Raw genomic sequence first — 25,463 nt, forward strand, 5'->3', positions numbered from 1 at the left:
GCCCCGCCCGCCAGGCCTGGAACCGGTGGGGGCGACCGCTCTACGCACTTTCTCGGTAGCGTGCGGAGGATGACCCCCCACGCGACCACTCGTACGGTCCGGACCGCCGACGCGGACGGGCTCGTACCGCTCTACACGACGCTGTCGCACCCCGCGACGGCCGCGCAGATACGTAGTCGCCTCGAACGGCTGACTGGTGACCCCACCTACGAACTCTGGGTCGCTGAGGCCGCCGCAGGAGAGCTGCTGGGCTTCGCCGCCGGACACCTGCTGTTCCCGGTGGAGGACGATGCCCCGGCCGCACAGCTCATCGCGCTGGTCACCGCCGAAGAGGCACGAGGGAAGGGCGTGGGCACGGCGCTGTGCGCCGCGTTCGAGGCCTGGGCCGTGGAGCGGGGCGCGGCCCGAACGATGCTGAACTCCTCGACCAGACGGACCGAGGCCCACGCCTTCCACACTCGGCGCGGCTACACCGCGTCGGGAGTGCGGTTCTCAAAGTTCCTGTGGTACCAATCAACCGGGTACGGCGAGGGCCTCGGTCGGTAGCGCCGCGTGTTCGCGGGCGCCCAAAAACCCGGTGACGGTGGGGGAGCGGTCGGCCACAATGGCCCGATGGTCGACCGACACTTCTCCCAACCGGACCTGGCCGAGCTCTACGACTGCTTCCACTCCTGGCGGAGCTCGCCCCAGGACGACTTCTACCTCGACCTCGTCATGGACGCCCGCTCCGTCCTGGACGTGGGCTGCGGGACGGGCAAGCTCCAGCGGGTGGCGCGCGAGCGCGGCCACACCGGACGCCTGGTCGGCCTCGACCCGGCCGACGCGATGCTGGAGGTCGGGCGGCGCGACCGCGACGACGTCGAGTGGATCCTCGGTGACCTGGTCCGCGGCCCCTACGGCGAGGAGGCGGGCGGCCCCTTCGAGGGCGAGTTCGACCTGGTCGTCATGACCGGCCACGCCTTCCAGGTGTTCCTCACCGACGACGAGGTGCGGGAGTTCCTGGCCGCCGTGCGCCGCGCCCTGACCGACGACGGCCGGTTCGTGTTCGAGACCCGCAACCCGGCCGCGCGCGGCTGGGAGGCGTGGACCCCCGAGCGGGTGCGCACCGTGGACGGCCCCGGAGGGCGCAGGGCCACCTGCGTCCACCGGCTGGAGAGCGTGGAGGGCGACCTGGTCACCTTCACCTCCGACTACCGCGTCGAGGACTGGGACGAGCCCCGGAGCAGCCGCAGCACGCTGCGCTTCCTGGACGCCGACGCCCTGAACGGCTTCCTGGCCGAGGCCGGATTCGACGTGAGCGCGCAGTACGGCTACTGGGACCGCAGTCCGCTCACCGACACGGGCGCGGAGATCATCACCTTCGCCCGTCCTCGGTGACCGGCGTCCGTCCCGGAAACCACTGCCGCGCAGCCGTCGCACCCGCGCGCCGGGCGGGTGCGAGGTGGCGACGAGCCCGAAGACACCCGGCCGGGCCGGCTGGTGGCCGCCTTCCTGGTGGTCCCCCGATCCCGGCCGTGCCGGTCACCCCTGGCCACCTTCCGCGACGGGCGACCGGCGCGGTCACCCGCGCGGGCCGAGGCTGGCCTGGAGCCCGTCCAGCAGAGCGTTGAGCCCGAACAGGAAGGTCTCCCACGCCTCCTGCTCCAGGTAGGGCTCATTCTGGTTCTCGTTGCTGAACGCCCCCTGCTCCGACATCAGGGTCAGCACGGGGAAGCGCCGGTCGAAGTCCGGGGCGACCCGTTCCAGCTGCGCGGAGCGTTCGTACCACCAGGCGTTCTCGGCCACACCCGTGACCTCCGGGGCGCGGCGCGACTCCGAGGCGATCTGCACGGGTCCGCGCACGAGGGTGAACAGGTTGCCGTAGGCGCTGCGGATCTGCGTGGGGCCCAGCCCGGCGCGGTGCAGCACCACGGCCAGCGACTCGAACAGCCGGTACTCGTTGGGGCCCAGCACCGGCCGGGCCTGGGAGACCTCCAGGGTCCAGGGGTGGCTCAGGTAGAAGTCCCACAGCCGGGTGGCCCAGGATGTCGTAGCCGTGCGCCAGTCTGGTTCGGCGTCGGCCTCGGCGGCGTCGGCCAGTTCCGCGAAGACGTGGTCGTACATCAGCTCCACGAGTTCGTTCTTGCTGGCCACGTAGGTGTACAGCGACATGGCGGTGCGCCCCAGGCGCTGGCCCACCGCGCGCATGGACAGCGCCTGCATCCCCTCGGCGTCGGCGAGGGCGATGGCGGTCTCCACCACCAGGTCCACGCTGAGTTCGGGCTTGGGGCCGGGGGCCGTGCGGGCGCCGTCCCCGTCGCGGGACCTCCACAGCAGCTCCATGGTGCGACGGGCGTCACCCTGCCCGGCGTAGATCACCACTTGCATCTCCTTACGCCATAAACTAATGTTCTCCAGCCATCAGCTTACGCCATAAGGACTCCTGAGGAGCAGTGTGTCTTCCCACCCCACCACAGCGGACACCCACGACACCATCCAGGTCCGGGGAGCCCGGGAGAACAACCTCGCCGACGTCTCGGTGGACATCCCCAAACGGAGGCTGAGCGTCTTCACCGGCCTGTCCGGCTCGGGCAAGTCCTCCCTGGTCTTCGGAACGATCGCCGCCGAGTCCCAGCGCCTGATCAACGAGACCTACACGACCTTCGTCCAGTCGTTCATGCCCACGATGGGGCGGCCCGACGTGGACAGCCTGCGCAACCTCAGCGCGGCGATCATCGTCGACCAGGAGCGGATGGGCGCCAACTCCCGCTCCACCGTCGGCACCGCCACCGACGCCGCCGCCATGCTGCGGATCGTCTTCAGCCGGGTCGGCACCCCGCGCCTGGAACCCTCCAGCGCCTTCAGCTTCAACAACTCCGAGGGCATGTGCGGTGAGTGCGGGGGACTGGGGCGCACCAACCAGATCGACGTGGACGAACTCGTCGACCGCGACCTGTCCCTGAACGAGGGCGCGATCACCGTCCCGGGCTACGGCGTGGGCAGCTGGTACTGGCAGGTGTTCGTCAACTCGGGCCTGCTGGACGCCGACAAGAAGGTGGCCGACTACACCGACCAGGAACGCCACACCCTGCTGTACCTGCCCGTCACCAAGATCAAGGCGGGCACCAACTCCTTCTCCTACGAAGGGCTGGTCCCCAAGATCAGGCGCACCTACCTGGCCAAGGACCGCGAGAAGATGCAGACGGCCGTGCGCGCCTTCGCCGACCGCGCGGTGACCTTCTCCACCTGCCCCGAGTGCGACGGCGCCCGCCTCAACGCCCGGGCCCGGGCGGTCAGGGTCGCCGGGCGCACCATCACCGAGTGCTCGGCCATGCAGGTGGACGAGCTGGCCGGGTTCGTGCGCTCCCTGGACGAGCCCTCGGTCAAGCCCCTGCTGGACAACCTCGGCCACACCCTGGAGTCCCTGGTGCAGGTGGGGCTGGGCTACCTGAGCCTGGACCGGGAGTCGGGCACGCTCTCGGGCGGCGAGGCGCAGCGGGTCAAGATGGTGCGCCACCTGGGATCCAGCCTCAGCGACGTCACCTACGTCTTCGACGAGCCGACCACCGGCCTGCACCCGCACGACATCGAGCGGATGAACAACCTGCTGCTGAGCCTGCGCGACAAGGGCAACACGGTGCTGGTGGTCGAGCACAAGCCCGAGACGATCGCCATCGCCGACCACGTGGTGGACCTGGGGCCCGGCGCCGGGCCCTCGGGCGGACACGTCACCTACACCGGTGACGTAGCCGGACTGCGGGCCTCGGGCACGCTCACAGGCGACCACCTGGACCACCGGGCCACCCTGCGCGAGCGGGTGCGCACACCCCGGGGACACATCTCCATCACCGGAGCGAACTCGCACAATCTGAAGGACGTCAGCGTGGACATCCCCACCGGGGTGCTCACGGTGGTCACCGGCGTGGCGGGTTCGGGCAAGAGCTCGCTCATCCACGGTGCCCTGCCCGGGCGCGAGGACGTGGTGGTGGTCGACCAGTCGGCGATCAAGGGGTCGCGGCGCTCCAACCCGGCCACCTACACCGGGCTGCTCGACCCGATCCGCACCGCCTTCGCCCGCGCCAACGACGTCAAGGCCTCGCTGTTCAGCGCCAACTCCGAGGGCGCCTGCCCCGAGTGCAAGGGCGCCGGCGTCATCTACACCGACCTGGCGATGATGGCCGGGGTCTCCTCGCCGTGCGAGCACTGCGAGGGCAAGCGGTTCCGGGCCGAGGTGCTCACGCACAAGCTGCGCGGCAAGGACATCAGCGAGGTGCTGGCGATGTCGGTGGTGGAGGCGCGCGAGTTCTTCCCCGGCGGCAACGCCCGCACGATCCTGGACCGGCTGCACGACGTGGGTCTGGGCTACCTGGGCCTGGGCCAGCCGCTGACCACCCTGTCGGGCGGTGAGCGCCAGCGCCTGAAGCTGGCCATCAACATGGCCCGCGACGGGGCGGTGTACGTGATGGACGAGCCGACCACCGGCCTGCACCTGGCCGACGTGGACCGGCTGCTGGCGCTGCTGGACCGGTTGGTGGACGACGGCAACACGGTGGTGGTGATCGAACACCACCAGGCGGTGATGGCGCACGCCGACCACCTCATCGACCTGGGTCCGGGCGCCGGGCACGACGGCGGCCGGATCGTGTTCGAGGGCAGCCCCGCCCAGCTGGTGAAGGAGGGCGACACCCTCACCGCCCGCCACCTGCGGGCCTACCTGGAGCGCTGACCGAGGTTCTCCGGGAGGGCCTGAGCGGCGGACACGCGTGCTGAGGGCCCTCGCGTGCGGCGGGGACAGCCGGGCGCTGTCCCCGTGTCCGTCCCGGCGCAGCCGGTGCCGGGACGGACGTACCGTGCCCCCCGACCGGCCGACGGACTCGGTGGTCCCCGACGGGACCGGGCGACTCCAGTCCCCTCGGATCCCTGCCCCGGAAACGGTCGGGCACCGGCGGGGGTGGCGCGGTCGCGTCCGTGCCGCTCCCGCCTCGGGAACGGAAACGGACTGGCAGCGGGGTGGCGGCCGGGCGCGGTGGCCCCGGCGCGTCGCCCACGTCCTAGGCTGAGCCGGTGAGCGAACCGATCATCGTGGCCCGTGACGTGGACGTGGAACTGGGCGGCGTCCCGGTCCTGCTCGGAGTCGACCTCACGGTCGCGCCCGGGGAGGTGGTCGCGGTGCTCGGCGCCAACGGCGTCGGCAAGACCACCCTGCTGCGCTGCCTCGCCGGGCTCCAGCGGACCGCGGGCGAGGTCAGCGTGCTGGGTCGGCCCCCCGTGGACGAACCCGGGTTCTGGCGCGAGGTCGCCCTCGTCGGCGACGAACCCACCTGGTACCCGGGACTGACCGTGCGCGAGCACCTGGAGCTGATGCGGGCCGTACACGGCCCCGGACGGCTGGAGGCAGCGGCGGCCGTGGAACTGTTCGAGCTGTCCGGCTGCGCGGACCGGGCCCCGTCCTCGCTCTCGACCGGGCAGCGCCAGCGGCTGTCCCTGGCCATGGCGCTGCTGCGGCCGAGCCGGTTGCTGCTGTTGGACGAACCCGAACGCGGACTCGACGCCGCCTTCCGCGGACGGCTCGCGGAACTGCTCACCGAGTACGGCGGCACGGTGGTGATGGTGACCCACGATCCGCGGTTCGCCGAGGACGCCCGCCGCGTCGCCCTGGAGGCCGCCGCGTGAACGGGACCACGCGGACACGAGGGGCGTGGACGGGAGCGACACGGGTCCGGGCCTTCGTGCGGGCCCGGAACCGCCGACACCGCAGCTGGTCCGACCGCTACGTCATCCTGCTGGCCCTGGGGCTGCTGGTGGTGACGGTGTCCCCGGTGATCGGACGCGCGGTGGCGGCCGTGCCCGACGCGGTCGATCCGGCGCGTGCGGGTGCGGGCCTGGCGCTGGTCGCGCTGCTGCTGGCGGCCTCCCTGAGGCTGGCGCGCGCGGTCGGGCCGGTGGCGGTGTCGGCGGCGGACGCGGCGTGGCTGGTGCTCTCGCCGCTGCCGCGCCGCGGGGTGCTGGCCCCTGCCCTGCTGGTCATGGCCGTGGTGTGCGCCGTGGTCGGCGCGGTGTTCGGCCTGGCGCTGCTGAGCGCGCTCGGCGCCCCCGACGCCCTGGCGCTCCGGCTGCTGGCGTCCGTGGTCCTGGCCGTGTCGTGGACGATGGGCGGGACGGCGACGGCCGTGCTGGCGCAGGCGTCGCAGCCCTGGGACGAGCGGCTGACCGCGCTGCTCGTCGCCCTCGTCGTCGCGGCGGCCGCCGCGACGGTGATGGGCGCGGGCCCGGGGCGCGGGGTGCTCGTGGGCATCGCGTCGGCTCCCGTGTCGGCGTGGGGCGCGGCGGCGTGCGCTTCGGCCGGGGTGGCCGCCGCCCTGGCGTGGCGGGCCTGGCGGGCACTGGCGCGCATCCCGGCCCGCGCTGTCCTGGAGGCCTCGTCCAGGGCGGAACTCGCGGCGGGCGCGCTCATGGTCATGGACCCGGGTTCGCTGTCCTGGATCGCCGAGGACGCGCACTGGCGCTCACGCGTGCTGCGCTCGCGGGCGTGGCCGTCACGGCTGCGCGGTGCGGCGGCGGTGGCCTGGCTGGACTGGCGGCGGCTGGCGCGACGACCGGGGATCCTGGCGCTGGTGGCGGCGGCGACCGTTCTGCCCGTGCTGGCCGCCCGTGCGGGCGCCGGGGAGACGGGCGCGCTGGTCGTCCTCGCCGTGGGCGCGCTGGCGGTCGCCGCGACGGGCACCGCGGGGGCGCGCCGGGACGCCGGGGACGCGGCGCTGGCGCGGTTGCTGGGCACCGGTCCGCGCGCGCTCCTGGCGGCGAGGGCGGTGCTGCCCGCCCTGCTCGGCGGCCTGTGGCTGACCCTCGCGCTGGTCGGACTGGACCTCGCTGGTTCTGGGGGGCTCTTGTGGCCGCTGGGACTGCTGTGCGCCCCGGCGCTGGCGGCGGGGGCACTGCGGCTGGCGCGGCGCCGACCCGTCGAGCACACGATGCCCGTCGTGGACACGCCCCTGGGCCCGGTGCCGTTGGGGCCGGTGGTGTGGGCGCTGACCGGCGCCGACATCGCCGTGCTCGGATGCCTGCCCGCGCTCCTGGCGTTCGCCACCGGGGTGACCGGGCCGCTGCTCGCGGCGCAGGCGGTGTGGGGCGCGGTGGTGCTGGCGGCCTACTGCGCCGCTCCGAGACGCGGGTAGACACGCGTACCGGAGAAGGCGGTCGGGTCCCCGCTGAGGCGCAGACCCCGGATGCGGGGGGAGATGCGGGATCGGGGCACGCGCGGCCTGCCGCGCCGTCCAGAGACGTGCGTAGGGGCCAGTCCGCTGTATACGCCTTTCGTCACCCGCGGCCTCAGACGCGGATGGAGGCGCGAGAGCAAGACACAGGCCGCCTGCTGCGGATGCGGACGGGTCAGGGCCGGGCGCAGACCACCTTCTCGCCGCCCCCAGGCTCGGAGGGGGACGCGGGACCGGGGCACGCGCGGCCTGCTGTGCCGCCCCGGGGCGCGCGGGGGAACGTGGTCGGGTCGTGGGAGCGGGGCCGTTCCCCTCGCGGTCGGCCGCTCAGGGTTCGGGTTCCTCGCCGCCCGGCTCGGCCGGGTCCGCCGCGCCGGCCGACAGCAGCCTTCGCGCCAGCACGCGGCAGCGTCCCGCCAGCTCCGGCGGGTCGAGCACCTCGAAGTCGTGGCCCAACAGGAGCACGTGCATGAGCACGAAGTCGAGGTCGTGGCCGCCGCTGACCACCTCGCATCGCCCGTCGCCCCGGCCCCGCACGACCGCCGCCGACGCGGGGATCTGCGCGCGCACCGTCTCGGCCGACGCGTGTACGAGGAAGCGCGCCCGGCGCGGGTAGACCCGGCTGGCCACGCCCTCCTGCACGTACGCCGCCGCGTCGGGGGCCGCACGGGGGTGGAAGCGCCAGGTCCGCGCGACCACGGCGGTCATCCGGTCCACGCGGAAGCTGCGCCAGTCGTCGCGGTCCAGGTCGTAGGCGAGCAGGTACCAGCGCCGTTCGGAGGCGACCAGGCGGTGGGGCTCGACCCGCCGCCGTCGCACCCCCCTCCCGGACGGATAGTCGAAACCGGCCTCGACCCCGTCGCGGCAGGCCCGGGCCAGCGTCATGAGCACCTCGGGATCGACCGGCACGCGGCCCGGGCCGAAGGACTCCACCGAACCGGAGAGCGCGCGCACCTCGTCGCGCAACCGGGTGGGCAGCACCCGGTCGAGCTTGGTCAGCGCCCGCAGCGCGGCGTCGCCCGCGCCGCCTTCCGCACCGTCCGCGCCGCCCGCTCCGGCGAGCAGCGAGACCACGGTGGCGATCGCCTCCTCGTCGTCCAGCAGCAGCGGCGGCAGATCCTTGCCCGGACCGAGCTGGTAGCCCCCGCCGACCCCCTGGCTGGCGTGTACCGGATAGCCGAGCGCGCGCAGGCGGTCGACGTCGCGCCGCACCGTGCGCGGCGTGACCCCGAGCCGGTCGGCGAGTTCGGGGCCGGTCCAGACCCGGCGCCGCTGCAACAGTCCGAGCAGCGTGAGCACCCGTTCCGTCGTACCGCGTTCGTCTGCGCCTGCCGTGTCCATGCGGTCCACACTGTCAGAGATAGCGGACCGATCCTGTCCGCCAGTGGTGCCAGAGTGGCCGCATGGACACCACAGAACCCGACTGGAACCAGACCCTGCGCGAGCAGTGGGAGTTCCACTGGAACCACCACATCCGGCCCCGCCTGGAGGGCCTCACCGACGACGAGTACTTCTGGTCACCGGTGCCGGACTGCTGGAGCGTGTGGCCGCGCGGCGGTTCGACGGCGCCCGTGCAGGCGGGTTCGGGGGACTTCACGATCGACTTCGCCTTCCCGGAGCCGGACCCCGCGCCCTTCACCACGATCGCCTGGCGGCTCGGCCACGTCATCGTCGGCGTGCTCGCCATGCGCAACGCGTCGCACTTCGGCGCACCGGCAGCCTCGTACGAGACGTGGGAGTACGCCGGAAACGCGTCCGACGCGCTCGACCAGCTCCAGACCCAGGTCGACGTGTGGCTCGCTGGAGTGCGCGGCCTGGACGCGGCCGCGCTGCGGACCCCGGTCGGCGCGAAGGAGCCCTACCCCGAGGCGCCCATGGCGGACCTGGTGCTGCACATCCACCGCGAGCTGATCCATCATCTGTCCGAGGTCTGCCTGCTGCGCGACCTCCACCTGCACACGGCGGCAGCCGCGAACGGAGCGAACCGATGAGCCTCGACGTCCAGATCACCTTCGACACACACGATCCCCGGGCGCTGTCGTCCTTCTGGCGCGACGTGCTGGGCTACGTCCACCCCGGGCCGCCCGGGGCCGACCTGCCCGAGGGCGCCGATCCGCTGGCCGCGTGGGACGCCTTCCTGGAGCAGGTGGGCGTGCCCGAGGACCAGCGCAACACGAGGTCGGCCATCGAGGACCCCGAGGGGCGCGGCCCCCGGCTGTTCTTCCAGCGGGTGCCGGAGGACAAGGTGGTCAAGAACCGCCTCCACCTCGACGTGCGCGTGGCGCCCGGGCTGCTGGGGGAGGAGCGGATGGCGGCGCTGGAGGCCGAGTGCGCGCGGCTTCTGGCGCTGGGGGCGACGCGGGTGCGCCGCCACGAGCCGGAGCCGCCCATGGAGACCGGCTTCATCGTGATGGCCGACCCCGAGGGCAACGAGTTCTGCCTGGACTGAGGCCCTCCGGCCGTGGTCGTGGTGCCCGTGTCCCTCCGGGGGCGCGGGCACCCTTGTGTGTCCCCGCGGTGTTATCCGCACGCCGCACGGGAGGCTACGGGGCTGTCACCAGCGGGTGACGTGCCAAGCAGTGCCCTCAGTGGTGCGCTCGTCGCCCTGCACGCCCCGGAGGAGGGAACAGGGGCGGGCCCCGGGAGGGGTGGGTGGCGGTCCGGGGTCGGGTCAGGGACATCCCCGATAGTTTCCTGACCGTGCGTGCTAGATTCTGGCCATGCGGTCAAAAAACGAACCAGGCGAACAGAAGCGGTCCTTCATCGAGGAGGCCCGCAGAGCGCAGATCACCTCGGCGGCGGTCGAGACCATCGCCGAGGTGGGCTACCCCAACGCCTCCCTGGCGCGGATCGCGCGCACGGCCGGGATCAGCAAGGGCGTGATCTCCTACCACTTCGCCGGAAAGGACGAGCTCATGGACCAGGTGGTGACCGACGTCTACACCGAGATCGCCGAGTCCGTCCTCCCCGGGATGCTGGAGCAGACCAACGCCGCCGACATGCTGCGGGCCCACGTGCGCGGCGTGGCCGAGTACGCGCTGTCCCACCCCGAGCGCATGGCCACGCTGGCGCAGATCTTCACCCACGCGCGCAAGGCGGACGGCTCCCCGCGCTACGGGGCGGCGGAGTCCGACGTGCTCTACGAGTCCCTGGAGGGCCTGTACCGGTCCGGACAGGAGAGCGGCGAGTTCCGCGACTTCGACGTGCGGGTGATGGCGGTGACCCAGCAGACGGCTATCGACGCGATGTTCGCCTACTGGAGCGCCCACCCCGGCCACGACCTCATGGCGCACGCCCGCGAGCTGGGCGAACTGCTCGTGCGCGCCACCCGCGCCGACCGCTCCCCACCCCCGAACGACTGACGAGGACACCATGACGCAGCACGCCAGCCCACCCCTCCTCCCGGACCCCGCGCCGCCCGCGCGCGGGCGCCTGCACCACGTCGACAACCTGCGGGTCGCGCTGACCGTGCTGGTCGTCCTGCACCACGTCGCGCTCACCTACGGCAACATCCCGGTGTGGTTCTACCTCGAACCGGCCCAGGACCCCTCCGGCGGCCTTCTGGACCTGTTCGTCTTCCTCAACCAGACCTACTTCATGGGACTGTTCTTCCTGCTCGCGGGCTACTTCGTGCCCGGAGCGGCCGACCGCCGGGGCGGGCGCGGGCTGGTCCGCGAGCGCCTGGTGCGCCTGGGGGCGCCCTTCCTGCTGTTCGTGCTGCTGGTCCGCCCGTTCCTGATGATCCCCAACTACGGGCCCGCCGTCGAGATGTTCGCGGCCGAGGGCGGCGAGCTGCCGTTCTGGCTGTTCCTGATCGTGACCTACGACCCCGGGCCCATGTGGTTCGTGGAGGTCCTGCTGGTCATGACCCTGGCCTACGTGGCCGTGCGGAGCCTGCGCGAGCGCCGCGCCCGGCAGACGGGCGCGGCGGTCGAGCCCCCCGCGCGGCCCGCCGACACCGCTCCGCTGCGCTGGGCCGTGCCCGTCGCGGCCCTCACCCTGGGCCTGGCACTGGTCACCTTCGCCTGGCGCTACCTGGCCCCGGCCCCGTACTGGCCGATCGTGGGGCTGCCCAGCCCCGGCTTCCTGCCCCAGTACGTCACCCTGTTCGTCCTGGGCGTGCTGGCCTACCGGGGCAACTGGCTGGTCCGGCTGCCCGGCGCCGCCGGGTGGTGGGGCGCGGCCCTGGCCCTGACGGGTCTGGCGGCGGGAGCGGCGGTCACGGTCCTGCTGGGCGAGATCACGCCCGCGTCGGGCACCTGGCAGGCGCTGGCGCAGATCACCTCCGAGTCCGTCCTGGCCACGGGCGCGATGCTCATGCTGCTGGTGGGCTTCCGGCGCTTCGCCAGCGGGAGCAACCGCCTCACGCGCTGGCTGTCCGACAACGCCTTCGCCGTGTACGTCCTGCACCCGCTGGTGCTGGTAGGGCTGGGTGTGGCCCTGAGCGGTTGGGAGGCCAGCGCGCTCGTGAAGTTCCTCGGCATGGGAGCGCTCGCGGTCCCGGCCTGCTGGGCGCTGGCCACCGCCGTGCGGTCGGTTCCCGGAGCGCGTCGGATCCTGTGAGGGACCGGTCGGGGCCCGTCTCCGGATTTCGCGGAGACGGGCCCCGACCCGCGTGTGCGCCGGGCTAGGGTCGGAACGCGACCGACACGAAGGGACCGTGGTGACCAGCCAGAAGGAACGCATGCTCGCCGGTGAGCTCTACCAGGCGGACGACCCCGAACTCCAGGCCGACCTCGTCCGGGCGGAGAGGCGCGCGGAGGCGTTCAACAACGCCTCCGTGGACGACCCGGACCGCCGGAAACTCCTGGCCGACCTCGTGGGCGGGCTGGGCGAGGACGCCTGGGTCCGGCCCCCGCTGCGGGTGGACTACGGCTCCATGATCACCATCGGCGCGCGCACGTTCGTCAACTGCGGCGCGGTGATGCTGGACGTGGCCCCGATCAGTATCGGCGCGGACGTGCAGATCGGCCCCAACGTCCAGCTGCTCACCCCCACCCACCCGGTGGACCCCGACCAGCGGCGCGACAAGTGGGAGGCGGCCGAGCCGATCACCATCGGCGACAACGTGTGGCTGGGCGGCGGGGTCATCGTCTGCCCGGGTGTGACGATCGGGGAGAACACCGTGGTGGGCGCCGGGGCGGTGGTCGTGCGCGACCTGCCCGCCAACGTGGTGGCCGTCGGCAACCCGGCCCGCGTGGTGCGCCACATCTGACCCGTTTCCGGCCTCGGGGAGGGTTCCGGCACGTCCCCGCGTGCTGACCGGTCACGGAGAACCGTCCCCCGGTGTGGCGCCACCGGGGGACGGGGTCTGCGGCGGCGGAAGCCGGCCCCTTTTCGGGGCGCCCGCCCGAAGGAGGGGGAAGGCTCCGTCCGGGCCTTCCCCCGCAACTCCTCTAGGACACCGCCTGTCCGGCGGAGACCCCCGCGGGGTCGTCGGCGGCGAACTGGGTCCGGTACAGCTCGGCGTAGCGGCCACCCCGTGCCAGCAGTTCGGTGTGGGTGCCGCGCTCCACGATCCGTCCGGCCTCCACGACCAGGATGGCGTCGGCGGCGCGGACGGTGGAGAGCCGGTGGGCGATGACCAGCGCGGTCCGCCCCTCCAGCGCCTCGGCCAGGGCGGCCTGCACCGCGGCCTCGGAGGTGGAGTCCAGGGCCGAGGTGGCCTCGTCGAGGATGACCACCTCGGGTCCGGCCACCAGCAGGCGGGCGATGGTGAGGCGCTGGCGCTCACCGCCGGAGAAGCGGTACCCGCGCTCGCCGACCACCGTGTCCAGACCGTCGGGCAGGGCGGCGACGAGCTGGTCCAGGCGGGCGCGGCGCAGCGCGTCCCACAGTTCCTCCTCCGTGGCCCCGGGCCGGGCCAGCGACAGGTTGGCGCGCACGGTCTCGTGGAACAGGTGCCCGTCCTGGGTGACCATGCCCAGGGTGGCGCGCACGGAGGCGAAGGACAGGTCGCGCACGTCCACCCCCGCCAGGCGCACGGCGCCCGAGTCCACGTCGTACAGGCGCGGGGCCAGCTGGGCGATGGTGGACTTGCCCGCGCCGGAGGAGCCCACCAGGGCGACCGTCTGCCCGGGTTCGATCCGGAAGGACACCCCGTGCAGGACCTCGCGCTGCTCGGCGGTGTCCAGGACGGCGACCTCCTCCAGGGAGGCCAGCGACACCCTGTCCGCGGAGGGGTAGGCGAAGGAGACGTCGTCGAACTCCACCGACACGGGCCCGGCGGGGACCTCGCGGGCCTCCTCCCTCTCCTCCACCAGGGGCCGCAGGTCCAGGACCTCGAAGACCCGGCTGAAGCTGACCAGCGCGCTCATCACCTCCACCCGGGCGCTGGCCAGGGAGGTGAGCGGGGCGTACAGGCGGGTGAGGAGCATGCCCATGGACACCACCGTGCCCGCGTCCAGGCGGCCGGTCAGGGCGTAGAAGCCGCCCAGGCCGTAGACCAGGGCCAGGGCGAGCGCGGAGACCAGGGTCAGGGCGGTGAAGAAGACCTCCTGGACCATCGCGGTGCGCACGCCGATGTCGCGGACCCGTCCGGCGCGGCGGGCGAACTCGGCCGACTCCTCCTCGGGGCGGCCGAAGAGTTTGACCAGGGTGGCGCCGGGAGCCGAGAAGCGTTCGGTCATCTGGGTGCCCATGGCCGCGTTGTGGACGGTGCGCTCGCGCTCGATCCTGGCCAGGCGCGCGCCCATGCGGCGGGCGGGCACCACGAACAGCGGCAGCAGCACGAGCGCGAGCAGGGTGATCTGCCAGGACAGGGCGAGCATGACGGCCAGGGCCAGGACCAGGGTGACCAGGTTGCTGAGCACCCCGGAGAGCACGTCGCTGAAGGCGCGCTGGGCGCCGATGACGTCGTTGTTGAGGCGGCTGACCAGGGCGCCGGTGCGGGTGCGGGTGAAGAAGGCGACCGGCATGCGCTGGACGTGGTCGTAGACGGTGGTGCGCAGGTCCAGGATGAGCCCCTCGCCGACCCGGGAGGAGAGCCAGCGCACCACCAGCCCCAGGGCGGCTTCGAGGACCGCGACGGCGGCGATGAGCCCGGCCAGGAACAGCACGGGTTCCAGCGGGCCGCCCTCGGTGATGGCGGTGACGACCCGTCCGGCCAGGAGCGGGGAGGCCACGGTCAGGGCGGCGGTGACCACGCTCAGGGCCGTGAACCAGGCCAGCTGGCGCGCGTGGGGACGCGCGAAGGAGGCGATCCGGCGCAGGACGGGCAGGGAGAAGGGTCGCTGGTCCTCGCGGGCGTGCATGGCGTGGTACATGGAGGTCCACGCGGCCATTTCCATACTCATGGTCGTCCACCGGATCTGTCGGAGTTGGTGACTTGAACCGTAGAACCTCAACAAATGTTGAGGTCAAACTCCCGCCCACCACCGCCCGGAGACCGCTGCGCGGGGGAACGGGACACCCGCGGCCGACACCCGTGCACCGGCTGCGGTGGCCGGATCCGGTCCCCGTACACCTCTTCTCCGGCCGCCGGCGCTCTGGTAGAACGGCCCGGTGGACCCCCAAGGACTCCTCGCGCTCCTCATCCTGGCCCTCTTCTCCGTGTACTCGGTCCACTCCGGCTCCAAGGACCTGTCGGCGGCCCTGAGGGTCCGGCGCGACGCCCGACTCCTGGACCGGACCGGCGTGCGCGTGCGGGGAGTCGTCACATCGGTGCACCCCCTTACCCGGAGTCCCCACGGCCACACCGTCACCGTGGCCTTCCGCGACGCCGACGGCCGGGAGCGGGAGGCGGTCGACACTTCGGGACTGGGCGGATACCTCGTCCGCGAGGGCACCCCGGTCGAACTCCTGCACTCGGCCGACGACCCGCGGCTCGTCCGGGTGGAGAGCGCCGCCCTGCCCGGCTCGGCGTCCGAGCACTACCCGGTCCGCCTCGGGCACCGCCCCGGCGGCGCGAAGGCGATCGCCGCCGCGCTCCTGACGATGCTCGCCGTGCCCGTCTTCACCGCGGTCGTCGTCACGCTGTCCCTGGCCGGCGGGAACGGCGGTGGTCTCCTGCGCTACCTGCCGTTCCTGTTCACCGTCGTCGGCCTCGGCATGCTCCTCTCCGCGACCGTGTCCGCGGTGCGCGACCGCGCGGGCGGCCGGGGCTACACCGGGGAGGCCGACGGGACCGTCACCGACTCCTGGCGGGAGGCCAGCAACGCCACGGTGAACCGCCGCCGCGTGTACACCCACCCGTTCACCGTGCACTTCTCGGCCGGTGACGGACGCGAGGTGCACCGCCGTTACCGCCGCTCCAGCACCTCCTACCGCCCCGTCGCGGGGCAGAGCGCGCGGGTCAGGTACGACCCCGGGGCCCCGGCGCGATTCTCCGTGCCCGAAGCCCACCGCTGGGGGTGCGGACCCGGCGCGGTCATGGTCGTCGTCGGCCTGGGCTTCGTCCTCATCGGAACGTTCGTCGGCCTCATGCTCCTGCTGTCGGGTTCCCTCTAGCCAGGCGAGTGGTTCCGTGAGCCGTCCCGTCCCGAGCGGCGCGGCCGCCCGGCCCCCGCCGGACGGCCGCGCCGGGGGAGGGGCCTCCTGGCGCGCCCCGCGGTCAGGGCGCTGACGGCGTTGGCGGCCACCACCGCCCCGATCGCCGCCCAGTCCGGACCGTCCAGCTCCTGGCCCAGCACCACCAGCCCCGCCAGGGCGGCCATCACCGGGTGCACGCTCATGAACAGGCCGAAGAAGCGGGCCGGGACACGGCGCAGGGCGAACAGGTCCCCCAGGAACGGGACTGTCGAGGACAGCACCCCCGCCGCCGCGGCACAGGCCAGGGCCGCGGGCGTGGGCGGGTGGTGCGCCAGCACCCACGCCCCGACCGGCACGAACAGCAGCGCGGAGACCCCGGCGGCCGCGGCCGAGCCCTCGATGCCCGCCACCCTCCGCCCCACCGTGCGGTTGAGCAGGATGTAACCGGCCCAGCAGGCGGCGGCCACCAGGGCCAGCGCCATGCCCAGGTGGTCGCTGCTGGGCTGCGGGCGCATCAGCACCGCCACCGCGCCCCCGGCCGCCAGGGCGCACCCCAGGTCCACCCACCGGCGCGAGGCGGCCAGCGCCACGGCCAGGGGGCCGAGGAACTCCAGGGTCACGGCCAGGCCCAGACCGATCCGGTCGACGGCGAGGTACAGGGTCAGGTTCATGGTCGCGAAGACCACGGCCATGGACAGCACCGGCCACCACTGCGGCCAGGTCAGGGAGCGCAGCCGGGGGCGCCCCAGCGACATCAGCACCAGTCCCGCGACCCACTGGCGCACGGCCACCACACCGGCCGGGCCGATCACCGGAAAGGCCAGCGCGGCCGTGGAGGCGCCCAGCTGGTTGGACATCCCGCCGCACAGCATCACCAGCGCCCCGGCCAGACGCCCGCGGGCGCCCGGGTCCGCTCCGGACGCGGCCGTCAGCCGTGCCGTTCCCGCCGAGGTCTCCATGGGACGAGGATGCGACCCGGCGGCGCATACGCAAAATGCATGTGGAAGGCCGTCTATACGCTGTGCGTATGGATATGGAGCTGCGTCACCTGCGCTGCCTGGTCGCCATCGTCGACACCGGGAGCTTCACCGACGCCGCCCTCGAACTGGGCACCTCCCAGGCGGCCGTCTCGCGCAACCTCGCCGCCCTGGAACGCTTCCTGGGCGTGCGACTGCTGCACCGCACCAGCCGCGACGTGGCCCCCACCACGGCGGGCGTGCAGGTCCTGGCCCGGGCACGGGCGGTGCTGGCCGAGGCCGACAACCTGGTGCGCGAGGCCAGCACCGGGCACAGCCGCCTGCGCCTGGGGCACGCGTGGTCGGCCGTGGGCCGCCACACCGCCGAGTTCCAGCGGCTCTGGGCAGCCCGCCACCCCGACGTGGACCTGCACCTGGTGCGGACCAACTCGCCCACCGGAGGGCTGGCGGAGGGACTGTGCGACCTGGCCGTGGTCCGCGCCGCCTTCGACGAACGCCGCTTCGACAGCGCTCTGGTCGGCTGGGAGCGCCGTTACTGCGCGATGGCCTCCGACGACCCCTGGGCCCGACGCCGCTCCATCCGCCTGGCCGAGATCGCCGAACGCCACGTGCTCACCGACCGCCGCACGGGCACCACCACCGCCGAGCTGTGGCCCGAGCGGGCGCGCCCGGCCCTGGAGCACGTCAACGACATCGACGACTGGCTGGCCGGGATCGCGACCGGGCGCAGCGTCGGGATCACCGCGGAGAGCACCGTGACCCAGTACCGACGCGACGGCATCGCCTTCCGCCTGGTGGGCGACGCCCCGCGCGTCCCGGTCCGGGTGCTCTGGCGGCGCCACGACCCGCACCCGGCCACCTTCGCGGCCGTGGCACTGCTCTCGGAGCTGTACGGGGAGCGGAGGCGGTCCTGAACGGCACGGTCACGCGGCACCGTCCGGCGCCGCCGCCCGACCCACGGGGCGGGCGGCGGGGGTGCGCCGGGCGGCGGGCCTCACACGCCCGTGACCACGGGCTCGGTGTTCCGACCGTGCGGCCGCGCGGTCTCCTCCTGGCGCGGCGCCGCGGTGTACACGCCCACGCAGGGGTCCTCGGGGGCCAGCAGCAGGGCCCGGCCGAGCGTGGCCCGGGTGTGGGCACAGGCGCGCGCCACCAGGGGCAGGGTGAGGGCGAACAGCACCCCGGCGAGCATGTGCGCCGCCGTGGTCGCCAGCACCGGGTACGCGGGCAGCAGGTAGGTGCCCACGTCGGTGTAGCCGGGGATGGTGTACAGCGACCAGCCCCACAGCGGTTGGAGCAGCCCGGCCAGGGCGCCCGCCCACCAGGTGGCGGTGAGGCAGAAGCCGACCGCGGCCACGGGCGGGAGCACCAGCGCGTGCAGGGCGTCCAGCCAGCTCTGCGGGCAGGTCAGCGGGGTCAGGGCCCGGCGCAGGGGACCGGACCCGGGGGCGGGGGAGCGGTAGGGGCGGCGCGCCACCGGTCGGCGGCCCAGGTCGGCCAGGCGGACGCGTTCGACGTGGGCGAACCCGCGTGCGGCGTACAGGGTGCCCGTCATCAGGAACAGGCCCGCCATGACGACGGCGGTGCCCGCCCCGGCGGCCAGGCCCGTCAGGACGACCACGAAGGCGATGAGGGCCAACGGCAGGCCCAGGAGGATGTGGCGGGTGTCGGTCAGGAGCCGGGCGACGGCGTTGCGGGTCGTGTCCATGGCCCCGAAGTTACGCCCGGCCGGGCCCGGAGTCAGGGCGGTACGGGTGCGGACCGGGGGTGGTGCTGGCTCCACCCCTCGTCGGCGCCGCCGCGTTCGGGCCCTTCGGTCACAGGCCGCCCAGCAGGGCGGCGGCCTCCAAGGTGACGGGTCCGAGGCTGATGGCCCCGTCGAAGACCCCCGCGAGCCACAGCCCGTGCCGCAGGACCAGGAAGCCGACGATGCCGATGATCCAGCCCAGGGCCTCCCGGGAGCCGGACTCGACCTTGGTGCGCCAGCGCTCCATCCGGGGCCGCAGCCGCTCGCCGAAGGCACGGTAGGCCAGGTAGAGCAGGATCGGCGGGAGCACCATGACGACGTTGTAGGCCGCCAGCAGCGGCACCCAGGCCGCGGCGGAGAGCCCGGCGGTGGTCATGATGCCGATGGCGCCGAAGTAGGGCAGCGCGGTGCCGCCCTCCAGCAGGCCGGTGGCCAGGCCCAGTGCGACCATCGCGCCGGTGCGCAGCGAGGCGGGCCTGCGCTGTCGGCGAGGTCCGCTCGGCATGAACAGCGCGTAGGCGAGCATGCCCCCGCCCAGCACCACCATCACCCAGCCCAGGACGGGGCTGTCGGCGATGTCGTCCAGGGCCTCGAACGCGAAGCCGAGGCCGAGCATGAGCGCGCAGCCCAGGGCGAAGTAGAAGGCGGCCACGGTGGCCAGGTAGACGAACAGGGGGCGGGCCACTGACCGCGCCCCGCTGAGTAACACGTACAGCGAGACCCCGATGGTGGCGGGGCTCAGGGTGTCCAGCAGCGCCAGTCCGGCGACCGGCAACAGCACTTCCAGTGACGGCATGGTGGTCTCCTCCCGCTCGCGTTTTCACACGGCTGTGCCAAATAAAATAACACACATGTGCTAGAAAGGGGAGGTGCCCAAGATCGTCGACCACGAACAGCGCCGCCGGGAGCTGGCCGAGGCCCTGTGGCGGGTCATCGCCGAGTCCGGCCCGGCCGCCGTGTCCATCCGCTCCGTCGCCGCCGAGGCGGGCTGGTCCCCCGGAGCCCTGCGCCACTACTTCCAGACGCGCGAGGACCTGCTCGTCTTCGCCATGAACCTGTCCGAGGAACGCGTCACCGCGCGCGTGACGGCCCTGAACGGCACCCAGGACCCGAACGCCCCGCTCCTGGACCGCATGGCCGAGTACGCCGAACAGCTCCTGCCCCTGGACGCGACCCGCCGCGCGGAGTACCGCGCCTGGGAGGCCGCCGGGCTGCTGGGGGAGTACGACCGCGACCGGGAACAGCGCTGGAACAGCCAGCGCAGGCTCTACCGGCTCCTGATCGCCGCCCTCACCGGGCAGCCGGTGGAGGATCCCTTCCAGCCCCACCCCGACCCGTGGGTCGAGGAGTGGTCCGGGTACCTGCACACCCAGGTGGACGGGCTCGCCCTCCAGCTGATGGTCACCCCGGGCATGAAGGGCCCCGAGGGGGCGCGGCGGGAGCTGCGCGCCTTCCTGGCCCGCACCGAGGAGGCCTGGCTGCACCGCCAGGCCTCCTGAGCGGCCGGCGTGCGGGGGACACGAAGCGGCCCACCGCGCCCCGGTCAGCCGCACCCCGGGCTCCGGGGACCTCACACCGCCCGGCCCGGGCCGGGCGGTGCGTCCGGCCTCGGCGTCAGACCAGCCAGCGGCCGTCGCGCATCAGCTCCCGTCCGGACATCTCGTTCACCTCGCGCCAGGCCTGGACGCGGAGCGGCGTGACGCGGAACCAGAGGTAGGGGGCGGCCAGCGCGCGCGGGTCGAAGCCCGTCCTCCCGGCGAACCGGTCGCCCCGCTCCCGCGTCAGCGCGTCCATCCCGAGGACCTCGACCCGGCCCTCGATCATGGTCACGTCGCGGGTGCCGCCCAGCCCCAGCCGGACGGTCCGGGTGGCGGCCAGGTTCCTGCCGGTGGGGCTGCCCGCCGCGGTGGCCACCAACAGCGACTCGCCGTCCCAGTCGAAGGACAGCGGCACCAGGTGGGGCACGCCGTCCTCCGAGGCACTGGCCACCCAGACGTCGACGTCGCGGGCGAGCCGCTCCTCGGTGTCGCGGCGGCGCCGGGCACCGGAGCGGGGCTCGGCGCCCGCCGGACCCGGTGCCGTCGTGGTCTCCTGCGCGTGAGAGCTGGTCACGGTCACTCCCCGTGGTCGTGGTTCGCGGTCGGCCCGGCGGGTTCGGCCGGGTGCGATCGCCGTGGTCCCAGCCTCCCCCGGCCGGGGCGCGGACCGCCTCCGTACCGGCCACGGAAACCACCACCCATATTGACTCCCTCTCCTGCCTGAAGGCAGGAGAATCCGGAACCACCTACCGGTGGTTCGAGGCCAACGCCTCGTCACGGGTCGCCCCGCGGCCTTCCTGTTTCATTGCCGGTCGCCCCGTCCGGGAGGACTCCCGTTGAGGTCTCACACCAGCTCCACAGGCAGATGCCGCCAGCCCGGCGGCCCTGAGGTTGTGCGCCGCGTTCACATCACGGTCGTGGACCACCCCGCACCGGGGGCACGTCCACGTCCGTACGTTCAGCGGCAACGACGCGCGCACATAAGCGCACCCGAGAGTCGAGCACAACCGGGAGGAGGGGAAGAACCGGTCCACCACGACCAGCTCCCGCTCATACCAGGCGCACTTGTACGCCAACATGGTGCGCAGCTCACGCCAGGCCGCATCCGAGACCGCCCGGGACAGCCTCCTGTTCTTGACCATGTTGCGCACCGTCAAATCCTCGATCACGACCACTTGGTTCTCGCGGACGAGTCGAGTGGAGAGCTGGTGCAGGAAGTCGCGCCTGCGGTCGGTGATGCGGGCGTGCACCCGCGCCACCTTGCGGCGGGCCCGCTCCCGGTTCGCGCTGCCCTTGGCCTTACGGGCCAGCGCCCGCTGCGCCTTGGCCAGCTTGGCGCGATCGCGTTGTTCGTGGCGGGGGTTGTCCACCTTCTCCCCCGTGGACAACACCACCAGCGACGTCACACCCATGTCCACACCCACCGCGTCGTTGGCGGCCGGAGCCGACTCGACGGTGTCCTCGCACAGCAGGGACACGAACCAGCGCCCGGCCGCATCCCGGGACACCGTCACCGTGGACGGCCTTGCTCCTTCAGGCAGGGGGCGCGACCACACGATGTCCAGCGGTTCGGCCATCTTGGCCAGGGTCAGGTGACCGTCGCGGTAGCCAAAGGCGGACCGGGTGTACTCCGCCGAGGCGCGGGACTTCTTCTTGGACTTGAACCGCGGATACTTCGCGCGCCGGTCGAAGAAGTTGCGAAAGGCGGTGTGCAGGTGGCGCAGCGTCTGCTGGAGCGGGACGCAGGAGACCTCGGTGAGGAAGGACAGCTCCTCCGTCTTCTTCCAGGCGGTGAGCATCGCCGAGGTCTGGGAGTAGCCCATCCGCTCCTGACGCTGCTGCCACGCTGCGCTGCGTTCGGCCAAGGCGCGGTTGTAGACCAGGCGCACGCACCCGAACGTGCGCGACAGCTCAGCCGCCTGCGCATCGGTCGGGTAGAAACGGTACTTGAACGCCCGCTTCACGCTCTTCCTGATCATGGCACACACCGTAGCGACCGCTCCGCGACCGCATGAGCCAAATCCAACAGAAAGCCACAGAAGGGAGAGGGCGTTTCCTCCCCGCCCTGAAGGACGGGGTGTCCACGCCCAACCAACAGATGAGTTCGGTGTCCAGTCCAGTGGTCTCGGCTCGGGAAGTCGAAGTACTCGCCCTCCTCGGGGAGCACCTCAGCAACGCGGAGATCGCCGCGCGCCTGGTCCTGTCGGTGCGCACCGTCGAGTCGCACGTCTCCTCGCTCCTGCGCAAACTGGCGCTGCCGGACCGGCGGGCGCTCGCCCGGCACGCGACCGCCTCCGCACGCGCCGAGCGCGAGCGGTCGGCGCCCGCCCTGCCCGCGCCGTTGACGTCGTTCGTCGGCCGGGTCCGCGAGCGCCGGGAACTGGCCGGGGCTGTGACGTCGCACCGGCTGGTGACCGTGGTCGGGCCGGGCGGGGTGGGCAAGACGCGCCTGTCCCTGGCCGTGGCGGCGGACGTGGCCGACGACTTCGCCGACGGGGTGTGGTTCGTCGACCTGGTCCCGGTCACCGAACCGGGCCGCGTGGGGGCCGCGGTCGCGGCGGCCGTGGGTGTGGGCGAGCAGCCCGGAAGCGGCGTCGACGACACGGTCCTTGCCGCGCTGGCGGACCGCCGGGCCCTGCTGGTCCTGGACAACTGCGAACACGTGCGCGACGGGGTGACGCCGTTCCTGGAGCGACTGCTGGCGGCCTGCCCGCGGCTGCGGGTGCTCGTGACGAGCCGGGCCCGGCTGATGGTGCCGTTCGAGCGTGTCCTCCCGGTCCCGCCGCTGTCGCGGGACGGCGGCGAGGAGTCGGACGCGGTGGCCCTGTTCATGGACCGGGCGGCCGTGGGCGGCTGGCCGCAGGGGCCCGCCGCGAGCGAGGAGGTCGTGGCCGTCTGCGAACGGCTCGGCGGCATGGCGCTGGCCATCGAACTGGCGGCGGCGCGGTGCTCGACGCTGGGGCTGGACGGACTCGCCGCCGGGCTCTCCGACCAGCTGCGGGTCCTCACCGGCGGTTCCCGGGCCGACGACAGGCACCGGTCGGTGCGGGCGGTGCTGGACTGGAGCCACGATCTGCTGGAGCCGCGGGACCGGGCCCTGCTGCGCCGGGTGTCGGTGTTCGTCGCGCCGTTCACCCCCGAGGCCGCCGCCGGGGTCGCCGGGTTCGCCCCGCTGGACCCGGCCTCGGTCGTCGACGGGCTCGGCAGACTCGCCGAGCACAGCCTGCTCTCCGTGACACCGTCCGCGACCGGCACCCGCTACCACGCGCTGGAGACCATCCGCCAGTACGGGGCGGAGCGGCTCGCCGACACCGGCGAGCTGACGCGCGTCCGCTCCCGGCACCTGGACTGGTGCCTGGCCGGTGCGGCCGCCCTCACCGCGACCGCGGGCGCGGACTGGCGCGCCCGCTTCGACGCCGTGGCGGAGGACATGCGGGCCGCCCTCACCTGGGCCTGCGACCAGCCCGAACAGCGCGCGGACGCCCATCGGCTCGCCCGCGCCGTGGCCGAGCTGTCCTTCACCCGCACCCTGCTCGGCGAGGCCCAGCAGCGGTTCGAGCAGGCGGCGCGGCTCGCCGACACCGGCGCCGTCGCCGACGCGCTGCGCCAGGCCGCCGCGGTGGCCGGATGCCGCGACCTCGACGACGACATGTACCGCCTGCACCGTGCCGCCGCGCACGCCGCCCTCCGGGCCGGGGACACCGCGGGCGCGGGCCGCGACCTGGCGGCCGCCGCCACCGTCGCGTACCGGTTCTCCAGCTCGTTCACGCGGCTTCCCGCCGTGGAGGAGGTGAGGGACACGCTCGCGCGGGCGCGGGAGCTGTCCGGCGACGCCCCGGCCGCCCGGGCCGCCGTCGCGCTGGCCGAGGCGGCGGTGGTCGCGGACGCGTTCGGCGCGGTCCAGGGGGATCCGGACAACACCGCCGGGGAGACGGTCGAGAGCGCCGAACGGGCGGTCGCGCTCGCCCGTGGCGCGGGCGACCCGGTGGCCGAGTCCGCCGCCCTGGACGCGCTCTCGGGCGCCCAGAGCTGGGCCGGGAACGCCTTCGCCGGTGCGGCCGCCTCCCGGCGCAGGGTCGACATCCTGGCCCCGCGACCGCCGACCCCCGCCAGCACGCACGAGCTGATGGACGCCCTGGCCATGGCCGCCGGAACCTCCCTCGGCGTGGGGCGGCTGCCGGAGGCCCGCCGGTGGGGCAGGCAGCTCGCCGACCACCCGCTGCTGGCCGAGGCGGGCCACAGCGCCACGTCCTGGCTCCTGGTCGCGGACGCGTTCAGCGGCGACGTCGACGGGGTGCTCACCGGCAGCACGAGGTTCCTCGACGCGTGGGAGCAGAACGGCCGACCGCGGACGCGCTCCCTGGGGCCCGCCGCCGCGTCGGTCGCGATGGTCCACGGCCTGCGCGGCGACCACGACGCACGGGCGGACTGGCTCGCGATCGTCGACCGGGCCGGGTCCGAGGCCGACCACCGCCTGGGCTACGGCGCGGTCTTCGACACCATGGTCCTGCTCCACCACGGGGACGCGGAGTCCGCCCTGGAACGCGTCGAACCGGAGCCGGACCGGGTGTGGAAGTGGGTGTGCTGGGTCTGGCTCCACTGGTACGTGGCGCTCAGGGCGGAGGCGGCGGTGCTCGCCGGGCACCCCAAGGCCCGGGAGCGGATCGCCTCCGCCAGGGCCGTGGTCACCGGCAACCCGGTCGCCGGTGCCCAGGTGGACCGCGCGGAGGCGCTGCTCGACGGCGACCCGGCGGGGCAGCTCGCCGCCGCCGCGGCGTTCGACGCGGCCGGTTGCCGCTACCAGGCGGCGCGCACGCTGGTGCTCGCCGGGGGTGAGCACGCCGCCGCCGGCGGGGCCGCGCTCACCGGCCTCGGCCTCGCGCCCGGCCGGTGAGCGCGCGGGGGCCGGGGCCGGTGACCGCGTGAACCCGGTGACCGCGCCTCAGCTCACCGCACGCCTCACCAGTTCGGCGATGCGCGCCTCCGTCTCGTCCGTCACCTCGGTCAGGGCGAAACCGGTCGCCCACATCGTGCCCTCGTCCAGCTGGGCCAGGTCGCTGAACCCGAGCGTCGCGTAGCGCGTCCCGAACTTGGCCGCGCCCTGGAAGTGGCAGACGACCTTGCCGTCCAGCGCGTAGGCGGGCATCCCGTACCAGAGCTTCGGCGCGAGGGCCGGGGCGTTGGCCGTGACGACGGCGTGGACGCGCTCGGCCATGACCCGGTCCGAGTCCCGCATCCCGGCGATCTTGGCGAGCACGTCGCGCTCCGCCTCCGCCGCCTTCTCCGCGCGCGAGGCGCGGCGCGCCGCCTTCTTCTGCTCCCGGGCGTGGTCCTTCATCGCGGCCCGTTCCTCGGCCGAGAACCCCTCGTACGTGCCGTTGGCGGTGCTGGTCATGGTCACTCCCTCGGTTGCGGGCCGCGGTCGGCCCGGTGTGTGCGGCCGTGCCGGCCTCCGTGTCCACAGCCTCTCCCGGCGGGGGTGCGCGGCGCCTCCGTGCTGACCACGGAAACCACCACGGACCACGGGGTCGGTGGCGGC

Annotated in this window: 23 protein-coding genes; 14 read left to right on the top strand and 9 right to left on the bottom strand. The window is 73.7% G+C overall.

What is annotated here, in order from left to right:
* Positions 1-69 precede the first annotated feature (69 nt).
* A complete protein-coding gene (locus UIS43_RS03955; RefSeq protein WP_013153089.1) occupies positions 70-546 on the top strand; it encodes a GNAT family N-acetyltransferase in 477 nt (158 codons plus the stop codon).
* A gap of 66 nt (positions 547-612) precedes the next feature.
* On the top strand, positions 613-1,377 hold the full coding sequence (locus UIS43_RS03960) for a class I SAM-dependent methyltransferase (protein ID WP_358169175.1): 765 nt from the start codon (positions 613-615) through the stop codon (positions 1,375-1,377).
* A 183-nt stretch (positions 1,378-1,560) separates the two neighbouring features.
* On the opposite strand, the gene UIS43_RS03965 is transcribed toward UIS43_RS03960, so the two are convergent.
* Positions 1,561-2,361 carry a TetR/AcrR family transcriptional regulator gene (locus tag UIS43_RS03965; RefSeq protein WP_370013224.1) on the bottom strand — a complete coding sequence of 267 codons (801 nt, stop codon included), beginning with the start codon at positions 2,359-2,361 and terminating at the stop codon, positions 1,561-1,563.
* Positions 2,362-2,434: 73 nt separating this feature from the next.
* On the opposite strand from UIS43_RS03965, the gene UIS43_RS03970 reads away from it, so the two are divergent.
* From UIS43_RS03970 to UIS43_RS03980, 3 genes are all read left to right on the top strand, one after another.
* Positions 2,435-4,705, top strand: coding sequence for an excinuclease ABC subunit UvrA (locus UIS43_RS03970; protein WP_071622086.1), 2,271 nt, complete (start codon positions 2,435-2,437; stop codon positions 4,703-4,705).
* Between the two features lie 338 nt (positions 4,706-5,043).
* A complete protein-coding gene (locus tag UIS43_RS03975) occupies positions 5,044-5,652 on the top strand; it encodes an ATP-binding cassette domain-containing protein (protein WP_370012505.1) in 609 nt (202 codons plus the stop codon).
* Entirely contained in the window at positions 5,649-7,154 is a 1,506-nt protein-coding gene (locus UIS43_RS03980; RefSeq protein WP_013153096.1) for a DUF6297 family protein, read from the top strand. Before UIS43_RS03975 ends, UIS43_RS03980 begins: the two co-directional genes overlap by 4 nt.
* A gap of 366 nt (positions 7,155-7,520) precedes the next feature.
* Here the strand turns inward: UIS43_RS03980 and UIS43_RS03985 are convergent, their stop codons facing one another.
* Positions 7,521-8,534 carry a YafY family protein gene (locus UIS43_RS03985; protein ID WP_013153097.1) on the bottom strand — a complete coding sequence of 338 codons (1,014 nt, stop codon included), beginning with the start codon at positions 8,532-8,534 and terminating at the stop codon, positions 7,521-7,523.
* Between the two features lie 62 nt (positions 8,535-8,596).
* Here UIS43_RS03985 and UIS43_RS03990 point away from each other — a divergent pair, with 62 nt between their 5' ends.
* The 5 genes from UIS43_RS03990 (at position 8,597) to UIS43_RS04010 (ending at position 12,408) form a co-directional block, all read left to right on the top strand.
* A complete protein-coding gene (locus UIS43_RS03990; RefSeq protein WP_019607270.1) occupies positions 8,597-9,184 on the top strand; it encodes a DinB family protein in 588 nt (195 codons plus the stop codon).
* A complete protein-coding gene (locus tag UIS43_RS03995) occupies positions 9,181-9,642 on the top strand; it encodes a VOC family protein (protein WP_019607269.1) in 462 nt (153 codons plus the stop codon). Before UIS43_RS03990 ends, UIS43_RS03995 begins: the two co-directional genes overlap by 4 nt.
* Positions 9,643-9,913: 271 nt before the next feature.
* Positions 9,914-10,555, top strand: a complete 642-nt coding sequence (locus UIS43_RS04000) for a TetR/AcrR family transcriptional regulator (RefSeq protein ID WP_370012507.1) — start codon at positions 9,914-9,916, stop codon at positions 10,553-10,555.
* Positions 10,556-10,565: 10 nt separating this feature from the next.
* Complete coding sequence (locus UIS43_RS04005; RefSeq protein WP_013153101.1) at positions 10,566-11,756, top strand: acyltransferase family protein; 1,191 nt, start codon at positions 10,566-10,568, stop codon at positions 11,754-11,756.
* 97 nt (positions 11,757-11,853) lie between these two features.
* Positions 11,854-12,408 (top strand): sugar O-acetyltransferase, encoded by a 555-nt coding sequence (locus UIS43_RS04010; RefSeq protein ID WP_041552650.1) that lies wholly within the window; start codon positions 11,854-11,856, stop codon positions 12,406-12,408.
* 181 nt (positions 12,409-12,589) lie between these two features.
* On the opposite strand, the gene UIS43_RS04015 is transcribed toward UIS43_RS04010, so the two are convergent.
* The gene (locus UIS43_RS04015; protein WP_013153103.1) at positions 12,590-14,488 is read right to left on the bottom strand and encodes an ABC transporter ATP-binding protein; all 1,899 of its coding nucleotides are present in this window, start codon (positions 14,486-14,488) and stop codon (positions 12,590-12,592) included.
* Between the two features lie 208 nt (positions 14,489-14,696).
* On the opposite strand from UIS43_RS04015, the gene UIS43_RS04020 reads away from it, so the two are divergent.
* On the top strand, positions 14,697-15,641 hold the full coding sequence (locus UIS43_RS04020; protein ID WP_013153104.1) for a DUF3592 domain-containing protein: 945 nt from the start codon (positions 14,697-14,699) through the stop codon (positions 15,639-15,641).
* Here UIS43_RS04020 and UIS43_RS04025 read toward each other — a convergent pair.
* Positions 15,638-16,621 carry a DMT family transporter gene (locus UIS43_RS04025; protein WP_370012510.1) on the bottom strand — a complete coding sequence of 328 codons (984 nt, stop codon included), beginning with the start codon at positions 16,619-16,621 and terminating at the stop codon, positions 15,638-15,640. The genes UIS43_RS04020 and UIS43_RS04025 overlap by 4 nt on opposite strands.
* Positions 16,622-16,689: 68 nt before the next feature.
* Here UIS43_RS04025 and UIS43_RS04030 point away from each other — a divergent pair, with 68 nt between their 5' ends.
* Complete coding sequence (locus UIS43_RS04030) at positions 16,690-17,553, top strand: LysR family transcriptional regulator (RefSeq protein ID WP_041552654.1); 864 nt, start codon at positions 16,690-16,692, stop codon at positions 17,551-17,553.
* Positions 17,554-17,633: 80 nt separating this feature from the next.
* Here the strand turns inward: UIS43_RS04030 and UIS43_RS04035 are convergent, their stop codons facing one another.
* Together UIS43_RS04035 and UIS43_RS04040 are read right to left on the bottom strand one after the other, a co-directional pair.
* Positions 17,634-18,347, bottom strand: coding sequence for a sensor domain-containing protein (locus UIS43_RS04035; RefSeq protein WP_370012512.1), 714 nt, complete (start codon positions 18,345-18,347; stop codon positions 17,634-17,636).
* Positions 18,348-18,456: 109 nt separating this feature from the next.
* A complete protein-coding gene (locus UIS43_RS04040) occupies positions 18,457-19,182 on the bottom strand; it encodes a GAP family protein (RefSeq protein ID WP_370012514.1) in 726 nt (241 codons plus the stop codon).
* A gap of 73 nt (positions 19,183-19,255) precedes the next feature.
* Between UIS43_RS04040 and UIS43_RS04045 the strand changes: the two genes are divergently transcribed.
* The gene (locus UIS43_RS04045; RefSeq protein ID WP_019607259.1) at positions 19,256-19,885 is read left to right on the top strand and encodes a TetR/AcrR family transcriptional regulator; all 630 of its coding nucleotides are present in this window, start codon (positions 19,256-19,258) and stop codon (positions 19,883-19,885) included.
* A gap of 115 nt (positions 19,886-20,000) precedes the next feature.
* Here the strand turns inward: UIS43_RS04045 and UIS43_RS04050 are convergent, their stop codons facing one another.
* A complete protein-coding gene (locus UIS43_RS04050) occupies positions 20,001-20,498 on the bottom strand; it encodes a pyridoxamine 5'-phosphate oxidase family protein (RefSeq protein WP_370012515.1) in 498 nt (165 codons plus the stop codon).
* 172 nt (positions 20,499-20,670) lie between these two features.
* The gene (locus tag UIS43_RS04055; protein ID WP_370012516.1) at positions 20,671-21,903 is read right to left on the bottom strand and encodes an RNA-guided endonuclease InsQ/TnpB family protein; all 1,233 of its coding nucleotides are present in this window, start codon (positions 21,901-21,903) and stop codon (positions 20,671-20,673) included.
* A gap of 119 nt (positions 21,904-22,022) precedes the next feature.
* Here UIS43_RS04055 and UIS43_RS04060 point away from each other — a divergent pair, with 119 nt between their 5' ends.
* Complete coding sequence (locus UIS43_RS04060) at positions 22,023-24,818, top strand: LuxR C-terminal-related transcriptional regulator (protein WP_370013225.1); 2,796 nt, start codon at positions 22,023-22,025, stop codon at positions 24,816-24,818.
* A gap of 48 nt (positions 24,819-24,866) precedes the next feature.
* Here the strand turns inward: UIS43_RS04060 and UIS43_RS04065 are convergent, their stop codons facing one another.
* A complete protein-coding gene (locus tag UIS43_RS04065) occupies positions 24,867-25,319 on the bottom strand; it encodes an iron chaperone (protein WP_071622091.1) in 453 nt (150 codons plus the stop codon).
* Positions 25,320-25,463: the final 144 nt, after the last annotated feature.

Source organism: Nocardiopsis sp. LDBS0036 (assembly GCF_041228755.1).
In the GTDB taxonomy this organism is placed as follows: domain Bacteria; phylum Actinomycetota; class Actinomycetes; order Streptosporangiales; family Streptosporangiaceae; genus Nocardiopsis; species Nocardiopsis dassonvillei.